The 8070-nt window shown below is 67.6% G+C and carries 6 protein-coding genes; 2 read left to right on the top strand and 4 right to left on the bottom strand.

Going from position 1 to position 8070, the window contains the following annotated elements; translation table 11 throughout:
- Positions 1 to 113: 113 nt before the first annotated feature.
- Entirely contained in the window at positions 114 to 977 is an 864-nt protein-coding gene (locus RR928_RS23145; protein ID WP_332684406.1) for an EamA family transporter, read from the bottom strand.
- 114 nt (positions 978 to 1091) lie between these two features.
- Positions 1092 to 2132: an MBL fold metallo-hydrolase gene (locus RR928_RS23150; RefSeq protein WP_332538292.1), complete on the bottom strand. Its 1041-nt coding sequence runs from the start codon at positions 2130 to 2132 to the stop codon at positions 1092 to 1094.
- A gap of 139 nt (positions 2133 to 2271) precedes the next feature.
- Between RR928_RS23150 and RR928_RS23155 the strand changes: the two genes are divergently transcribed.
- Positions 2272 to 2877: a TetR/AcrR family transcriptional regulator gene (locus tag RR928_RS23155; RefSeq protein ID WP_332538290.1), complete on the top strand. Its 606-nt coding sequence runs from the start codon at positions 2272 to 2274 to the stop codon at positions 2875 to 2877.
- Positions 2878 to 2992: 115 nt separating this feature from the next.
- Positions 2993 to 4570: a Fic family protein gene (locus RR928_RS23160; protein ID WP_332538289.1), complete on the top strand. Its 1578-nt coding sequence runs from the start codon at positions 2993 to 2995 to the stop codon at positions 4568 to 4570.
- Positions 4571 to 4644: 74 nt separating this feature from the next.
- Here RR928_RS23160 and RR928_RS23165 read toward each other — a convergent pair whose 3' ends face one another.
- Together RR928_RS23165 and RR928_RS23170 are read right to left on the bottom strand one after the other, a co-directional pair.
- Positions 4645 to 6039, bottom strand: a complete 1395-nt coding sequence (locus RR928_RS23165) for an efflux transporter outer membrane subunit (protein ID WP_332684410.1) — start codon at positions 6037 to 6039, stop codon at positions 4645 to 4647.
- Positions 6040 to 6051: 12 nt separating this feature from the next.
- A complete protein-coding gene (locus tag RR928_RS23170) occupies positions 6052 to 8031 on the bottom strand; it encodes a MacB family efflux pump subunit (protein ID WP_332684412.1) in 1980 nt (659 codons plus the stop codon).
- Positions 8032 to 8070 lie beyond the last annotated feature (39 nt).

An 8070-nucleotide genomic window follows, 5' to 3' on the forward strand; every position in this document is an offset into this window, starting at 1 on the left:
CGGCCACGGGAATCGAGTTCGCCTGAGCAGGTTGAACGCAGAGCGGGCGCGGGGCATCCTGCGCCCCCGCATGGCACAGGCCAGGCAATGCGCGGCCCGGCGACTGCAGACGCTCACGCCCTCCTGTGCGCAGTCAACGTGCTGCCCATGACCGCCCCCGAAATCGCGGCAATTGCCGTCCATTGAACGGTGGACAATTGCTCCCCCAGGATGGCATAGGCGGCCAGCGCCGCCACCGCGGGCGATGAACCGGCGAGCACACCGAACAGGCTGATGGGCAGGCGGCGCAGCGCCCACATTTCCAAGGTGTAGGGCACGGCGCTGGACAGCACCGCGACCGCCAGCCCTATGGCCAGGATCGAAGGCGCGAGCAGCGCGGGGCCGGCCGACCATGCGCCGAAGGGCACCGTGAGCAAGGCCGCGAAGGCCATGCCCCAGGCGAGCACATCCACATCCGGGAAATGCGCGGCACGCTTGCCGAACAGGATGTACAACGCCCAGGCGGCGGCCGCGCCCAGGGCAAAGGCGACGCCCAGCGGGTCAAGCGCCGACGATGCGTCCCCCACAGGCAGCAGCAGCCAAAGCCCCAGGCCGGCCGCGGCCAGCCACGCCAGATCCAGCAGCCGCCTGGCGCCCATCAGCGCGACGCTCAGCGGCCCCAGCACTTCGATCGCAATCGCAACCCCGATGGGAATGCGCGCGAACGCCTGATAGATGGCGGCATTCATCAGGCCCAGCGTCGCGCCGTAGACCAGCAGCACGCGAAGGTGCCGGCGCTGGGGCATTTTCTTCCACGCCTGGCGCATGACGATCAACAGAACAGCGGCGATTCCGATGCGCAACGCGGTCATGCCCGCCGGCCCCACGGCCGAGAAAAGCTGCTTGGCGAACGCGGCGCCCATGTTCTGCACGACCAGCGAGGCCAGAACCGCGGCCACACCGGCCCATGCGTGGCCAGGATTTGAATCATTCTTCATGGCCGAATCATAGGATTTCGCAACCAGCGGGGGCCGGACGGCGCCAACATCGGTCTGAGCGTGAACCTCTGGGGCCCGGACTGCGCGCACCAGCCCCCATGAAGTGCTGCCGCGTCAGCCGCCCGCGGCAGCCGTCCGCCACCAGCGGGCCGTAGGCTGCGGCCGGGCGAGCTGCACGGCCTCGCCCATCGCGGGCGTGACGACAGGCACCGCCGGCGCCTGGGCCAGCTGCACGATGCGCTCGAACGGATCGTTCCAGGCATGCAGTGCCAGGTCGAACGTGCCGTTGTGTATGGGCAGCAGGTGGCGCCCGCGCAGGTCCAGATGCGCCTGCAGCGTTTGCTCGGGCTGCATGTGCACGTCGGGCCATTGCGGGTCGTAGGCACCGGTCTCGACCATGGTCACGTCGAACGGACCATAGCGCTCGCCGATGGCGCGAAAACCCGCGTGGTAACCGGTGTCGCCGCTGAAGAACAGCCGCAGATCGCCGGACAGAATCACCCACGAAGCCCACAGCGTGCGGTTGCGGTCGCTCAGCGAGCGGCCCGAGAAATGCTGGGCCGGCGTGGCCACCAGCTGCACGCCGCCGATTTCCACCGACTGCCACCAGTCGCGCTGCTGCACCTTGGCGGCATCGATGCCCCATTCGATCAGCCGGTCGCCCACGCCCAGCGGAGTGATGAAATGGCGCACCTTGGGCGCGAGCGCCAGGATGGCGGCATGGTCCAGGTGGTCGTAATGGTCGTGCGACAGGATTACGCCTTCGATCGGCGGAAGGTCAGCAAGCGCAATCGGCGGCGCATGAAAGCGCTTGGGGCCCATCCATTGCACAGGCGAGGCGCGCTCGGAGAACACGGGATCGGTGAGCCAGAACCCGCCCTGCAGCTTCATCAGCAAGGTCGAGTGGCCCAGCCGGTACAGGCTGCCATCGGGCGCGGCCTGCAGCTGCGCGGCCGTGAGCGCCACCACGGGAACCGGCTGCGAGGGCACGGTGTCGGCGGGCTTGTCGAACAGAAAACGCCAGGTGATCGCCAGGGTCTTGCGCCAGCTGGGCGCTGCGGCCTGGACCGCATTGCGAAAACGCCCCTGCTCCATTTGCGGCGAAGCGCTGTGCTGGGCCGGAACGCTGCAGGCGGTAAATGAGAGACAGGCCATGGTGATGAGGGCTCCTGCAAGAAAGGGAAGAGAGGGCGAACGCATGGAAGGCACGCGCGCTGGCGCGGGCAAAAAGTACACTGGCAAGTGTAGTTTTCATCCTGGAAAAAGTAAACCCATCGGTGTGATAATTTGCGCCATGACGACCCAGCGACTCACAGACCGCAAACGCGCGGCCATCGTGCAGGCCGCGGTGGCGCAGTTCCGCGCCCATGGCTACGAGGCCACGAGCATGGACCAGGTGGCGGCCGCGGCTGAAGTGTCCAAGCGCACGCTGTACAACCACTTCGCCAGCAAGGAGGCGCTGTTCGCGCAGATCCTGGTGCAGCTGTGGGAGCGTAGCGTGGCCCTGCTGGACCTGGCCTACCGCCCCGACAGGCCGCTGCAGGAACAGCTGTCGGCGTTGCTGCTGCAGAAAGTGGCGATGGTCTCGGGCGAAGACTTCATCGACCTGGCGCGCGTGGCGATCACGGCCACCATCCACTCACCGCAGCGCGCGCAGGACATGCTGCTGCGGCTGGCGCAAAAGGAAAACGCGCTGCTCACCTGGGTGCGCGCGGCGCAGAACGACGGGCGCCTGAAACCCGCCGATCCGCTGCAGGTGGTCCAGCAAATGGAAAGCCTGGTGAAGGGCAGCGCTTTCTGGCCCCAGGTCACTCTGGGCCAGCCGCGGCTGGAAACCCAGGCGCAACAGCAGCTCGCGGCCGATACCGCCGAACTGATACTGGCGCGCTACGCGGCCTAGGGTTGCGCTGGTGGCGCGTACCCGACGCCGGGCCTTGCCCCCGTAAAACTTATTTTTTATTTGGAAAACCGCTGTTTCCTACGAAAATAACAAGGTTGCGATTCAAAAAATACCGATGACTGCCATTTCCTTGGGTTTTACACGCGTGGCTGAAATGCTGGGCATCGTGCTGGTCCAGCCGCTGTTCACGCGCAGTCACCTGGGATCCCAGACGCGCACCGAAACGCACATGGCGGCGCAGATCCGGACCTGGACCGCGCAGTACATGCCTGACGACAGCTTTCGCGGACATTTCGAGTTCGGCCTCAAGTACGAGCGCCTGAACTTTGAATTCTTCTCGCGGGTTTTCGCACAGGTCGATCCCCAGGAGATCATTGACTGGGTCAGGGACGCGCCCACGGGCACGTATGCGCGGCGCACGGCATTTTTCTATGAATGGTTCACCGGCACCACGCTGGACCTGCCGGACACCGCCGCCAATGTGGGCTATGTCGATGCGTTGGATGCCGCGCTGTATCTGACCTGCGCGCGGCCGGAAAACAGCAAACGCTGGAAAGTGCGGCAAAACCTGCCCGGCACGCGCAGCTATTGCCCTCTCGTATACCTCGGCCCGAAGAAAGAGCGCGGCTGGGTGTACGACGTGCGCGCCGGCGTGGAGCGCCTGAACAGCACCTACGGCATGGATCTGCTGCGGCGCAGCGCGGTGTGGCTGACCCTGAAGGAATCGCGTGCCAGCTTTGCCATAGAACACGAGCAGGACCAGAACGACCGCGTGAAACGCTTTGCGGCAGCGATAGGCGAGCTGAGCGGTCGCATGGAAGCGCCGTTGTCGCACGAGGGCCTGGCCAGCCTGCAAAACGCCATCCTGGGAGCGGCGGTACTGCGCCTGGGCATTCGCCAGTCGCCGGTGTTCGTCGGCCAGTCAAGCTTCCATGGGCAGGTGGTGCACTACATCGCGCCGCCGCCCACCGCCGTCGAGGACATGCTGCAAGGCCTGCGCGACTTCGAGCAGCGCACGCGCGGCCTGGACACGGTGGCGCGCACGGCAGCGCTTTCTTTTGCCTTTGTCTATCTCCACCCGCTTTCCGACGGCAACGGGCGGGTGCACCGCTTTTTGCTCAACCACCTGCTGGCGGCGGATGGCCTGGTGCCCGCCAGCATCATCATCCCGGTGTCCGCCACGATTGCCGGCTCGCCCGCGGGGCGCGCCGAATATGACCGCGTGCTCGAATCCTTCTCCCGACCCTTGATGCGCCGCTATGAAGGCAGCTATCACTTTGGCAGCACGCAGGTCTACCCCGATGGCGTTCCCAGCGACTTCCACTTCACTGCCGACCAGGACGCGCTGCATGCCTGGCGCTACCTGGATTTGACCCAGCATGTGCACTATGTCAACGCGTTGTTGCAGGCCACGGTGGAGCATGAAATGGCGCAGGAGGCCTCGACCTTGCGCGACAACGATGCCGCGCGCCAGGCCATCAAGCAGTTGGTCGAGCTGCCCGACGCCGATGCCGACCGCATCATCGCGTCGCTGCGCACCAATGGCTGGACGGTCAGCGGCAAGCTGCGCCGCGACCTGCCGGCCCTGTTCGCTCCCGACGGCCGCCTGCAGCACCTGCAGGACCCTATAGTGCAGGCCGTCAAGCAGGCTTTCACAGCGCACAACGGCGCGGAAAACTCCGATTTTTTCTGAAAATCACGCAATTCCTAGCGAATAAAACGCCGCGCTAAAGGAATATTGCCGTTTTCAGCGCCGGCGCACGCGGTTTACCCGCGCTCGGCCGGCATGCCGCCGCCCAGCACGCGGTACAGCGTGGCCAGCGCATTGAGCTGGTCGAGCCGGTTGGCCTGCAGCGCGAGTTCCGCGCTGCGGCGCCGCTCCTGGGCATCGAGCCACAGGCGCAGCGCCGAGGAGCCGGTGCGGTAGCGCACTTCGTACAAGCGCTCGGCTTCGCGCGCCGCGGCCAGCTGCAGTTCGAGCTGCTGACCCTGCTCGGCATACTGTGTGCGCGCCGACAGCGCGTTCTCGACATCGGCCAGCGCGGTATACAGCGTCTGGCGAAAGTTCACCACCGCTTCGGCGTACTGCGCCTGCGCCAGCTCGCCCGACAGCTGCATTTCGCGCGCGCGCAGAAAAGGCAACGTCAATCCCGCGCCCAGCGCCGCCACGGGGTTGGACAGCAGGTTCAGCAGCGCGCTGCTGGACGTTCCGAGCTCGCCCGTCAGCGTGAGCGCGGGGTAGTAGCTGGCGCGCGTTGCGTCGCCGCTGGCCAGCACATTGCGCAGCCTGGCCTCGGCGGCGCGCAGATCGGGCCGGCGCGCGAGCAGCTCGGCCGGCACGCCCGCGGCCACGGCCGGCAGCGCGGTCCCGGGCAGGCGTTCGGGCGCGTTGGGCAGCAGTTGCGCAAGCGTGGCGTCGCCGGGCGGCGCATCGACCAGTATCGCGATCGCATTGCGCGTCTGCACGCGCTGCTGCGCGAGCAGCACCAGCGCCGCGCGCTGGCTGGCGACGGTCTGCTCGGCTTCGCGCAGCTCCAGCGCCGACACCGCACCCACCGCGTACTGCACGCGCACCAACTCCTGCGTGCGCAGTGCGTAGGCCAGGCTGTCCTGGCCGCTGGCCAGGCGCTGCTGCACATGGGCCAGTTGCCAGTACAGGCCCGCGGCCGTGCCGGCCAGCGCCTGGGCCGCGGCTTCGAGGTCCTGCTGCGTGGCGCGCGCCGCCCACTCGGCCGCATCGCGCGTACGGGCCACGCGGCCCCACAGATCGACTTCATAGCTTGCCGACAGCGCCGCGCCGCTGCTGCGCGCGGTGGCGTTGCCATCGCCCTCCAAGCGGCGCGAGGCATTGCTGCTCACGCGCCCGGCCACCGTGGGGGCCAGCGCCGTCGCGGCGATGCCGGCCTGCAGCTGCGCCTGGCGCACGCGCCAGGCCGCGGCCGCGAGATCATTGCTGCGCGCCAGCGCCGATTCGATCAGCTGGTCCAGCGCGGGATCGTTGAACTGGCGCCACCAGCGCTCGGGCAGTTGCGCCGCTGCGGTGGCTGTCGCCGCCTGCTGCCAGGTGGTGGGCAGGGCCACGGCCGGAGTCTGGTAGTCGGAGCGCGTGCCGGCGCAGCCCGCGAGCAGGGCCAGCAGCGTCAGCGCGGAAAGTGGGTTCATGGTCATCGCTTGTCACTCGCGCGCCAGCGCGTCAATGGGGTTGAGGCGGGCCGCGCTGCGCGCCGGCAGGAAGCCGAACACCACGCCGATCAGCGTGGAACAGGCAAAGGCCCAGACCATGGAGCTGGTGGAGAACGCCAGCGGCACGACCGGCACGAAATGCACGATCAGCGCGCCCAGGCCCACGGCAATGCCTATGCCCAGCGCGCCGCCTATCAGGCAGACCAGCACCGCCTCGATCAGGAACTGCTGCTGGATATCGCCCTGGCGCGCGCCCACGGCCATGCGCACGCCGATCTCGCGCGTGCGCTCGGTCACCGACACCAGCATGATGTTCATCACGCCTATGCCGCCGACCATCAGCGAGATCACCGCAATCGAGGCGATCAGCAGCGTCAGCGTGCGGGTGGTGTTCTCTATGGTCTGGCGGATGCTGTCGGTGTTGAGCACATAGAAGTCCTCGCGGCCGTGGCGCGTCTTGAGCAGCTGGTTGATGCCCTGCTCGGCAGCGGCCATGGGCGCGCTGTCGGACACGCGCACCGTGATGCTGCGCAGATAGTTCTGCCCGACGATGCGGCCCATGGCCGTGGTGTAGGGCACCCAGACGTTGAGCGCCTCGGAATTGCCGAACGCGTTCTCGCTCTTGGCGACCACGCCGATCACGCGCACCGGCACGCTGCCCAGCAGCAGCACTTCGCCCACGGGATTGGCCAGGTTGGGAAACAGCTTGGCGCGCGTGTTGTCGTCGATCACCGCGACCTGCTGCAGCTCCTGCACCGCCGTGTGCGCAAAGGCCACGCCCTGCGCCAACTTCACGCCCTTGACGCGGAAGTACTGCTCCCCTACCCCGTTCACGGTGCCGGTGAGCTCCACATTGCGCCAGCGAAAGCGCGCCGCCGTGCTGACGTTGGGCGTGACGCTGTCGACGTAGGGCTGGGCGGCGAGCGCATCGGCGTCGCTGGGCACCAGGGTGCGCACCGCGGCCGCGCGCACGTCGCCGAAGCCCGCACCCGAGAACACTTCTATGGTGTTGGTGCCTATGGCGCTGATGTCTTCGAGCACCTTCTTCTGCGCGCCCGAGCCCAGTGCCACCACCGAGACCACCGAGGCAATGCCGATGATGATGCCCAGCATGGTCAGGAAAGTGCGCAGCCGGTGGGCGTTCATGGCCAGCAGCGCCATGTGGAAGGCCTCGCGAAAGCGGTCGCCAAACGCCGACACGCGCGCCGTCAAGCCCGTGGGAGCGGCGCCCACCGCCGGCGCGGCGCGGCCCGCGGGCGTGGGCGCTTCAGCGCGGCGCGTATCGCCGACAATCACGCCGTCGCGGATCTCGATCACGCGCTCGGCGTGCGCGGCCACGCCCATGTCGTGCGTGACGATGATCACCGTATGGCCTTCGGCATGCAGCTCGCCCAGGATCTTCATGACTTCCGCGCCCGACTGCGTGTCCAGCGCGCCCGTGGGCTCGTCGGCCAGGATCACGCGTCCGCCGTTCATCAGCGCGCGCGCGATCGACACCCGCTGCTGCTGGCCGCCCGAGAGCTTGCCCGGCGTGTGGTGCATGCGCTCGGCCAGGCCCAGGCGATCGAGCAGTTCGGTGGAGCGCGCATGGCGCTGGGCGCGCGTGCGCCCCGCATAGACGGCCGGCACTTCGACATTGCCCTGGGCCGTGAGATCGGACAGCAGGTGGTAACGCTGGAAGATGAAGCCGAAATGCTCGCGCCGCAGCTCGGCGAGTTCGTCGGGCGTGAGCTGGCCGGTTTCGCGCCCGGCCACGCGGTAGCTGCCGCGCGTGGGCGTGTCCAGGCAGCCCAGAATGTTCATCAGCGTCGACTTGCCGGAACCCGACTGACCGACGATGGCGACCATCTCGCCCGAATGGATAGCCAGGTCGATGTTCTTGAGCACCGCGAGCATCTGGTCGCCCGCGGGAAACTCGCGCGTGACGCCGCGGATTTCCAGCAGCGGCTGGCCCGCGTCCGGGGGATTCATGTCGTTGGACATAGCAGGCGTTTGCGTCATTGCGGTGGC

The organism is Comamonas sp. (assembly GCF_036666375.1).
GTDB lineage: Bacteria > Pseudomonadota > Gammaproteobacteria > Burkholderiales > Burkholderiaceae_C > Comamonas.

Excerpts from the sequence above, each read along its gene's own strand:
- RR928_RS23145 (WP_332684406.1), bottom strand. The coding sequence starts at position 977 with ATGAAGAATGATTCAAATCCTGGCCACGCATGGGCCGGTGTGGCCGCG.
- RR928_RS23150 (WP_332538292.1), bottom strand. The coding sequence starts at position 2,132 with ATGGCCTGTCTCTCATTTACCGCCTGCAGCGTTCCGGCCCAGCACAGC.
- RR928_RS23155 (WP_332538290.1), top strand. The coding sequence starts at position 2,272 with ATGACGACCCAGCGACTCACAGACCGCAAACGCGCGGCCATCGTGCAG.
- RR928_RS23160 (WP_332538289.1), top strand. The coding sequence starts at position 2,993 with ATGACTGCCATTTCCTTGGGTTTTACACGCGTGGCTGAAATGCTGGGC.
- RR928_RS23165 (WP_332684410.1), bottom strand. The coding sequence starts at position 6,039 with ATGAACCCACTTTCCGCGCTGACGCTGCTGGCCCTGCTCGCGGGCTGC.
- RR928_RS23170 (WP_332684412.1), bottom strand. The coding sequence starts at position 8,031 with ATGAATCCCCCGGACGCGGGCCAGCCGCTGCTGGAAATCCGCGGCGTC.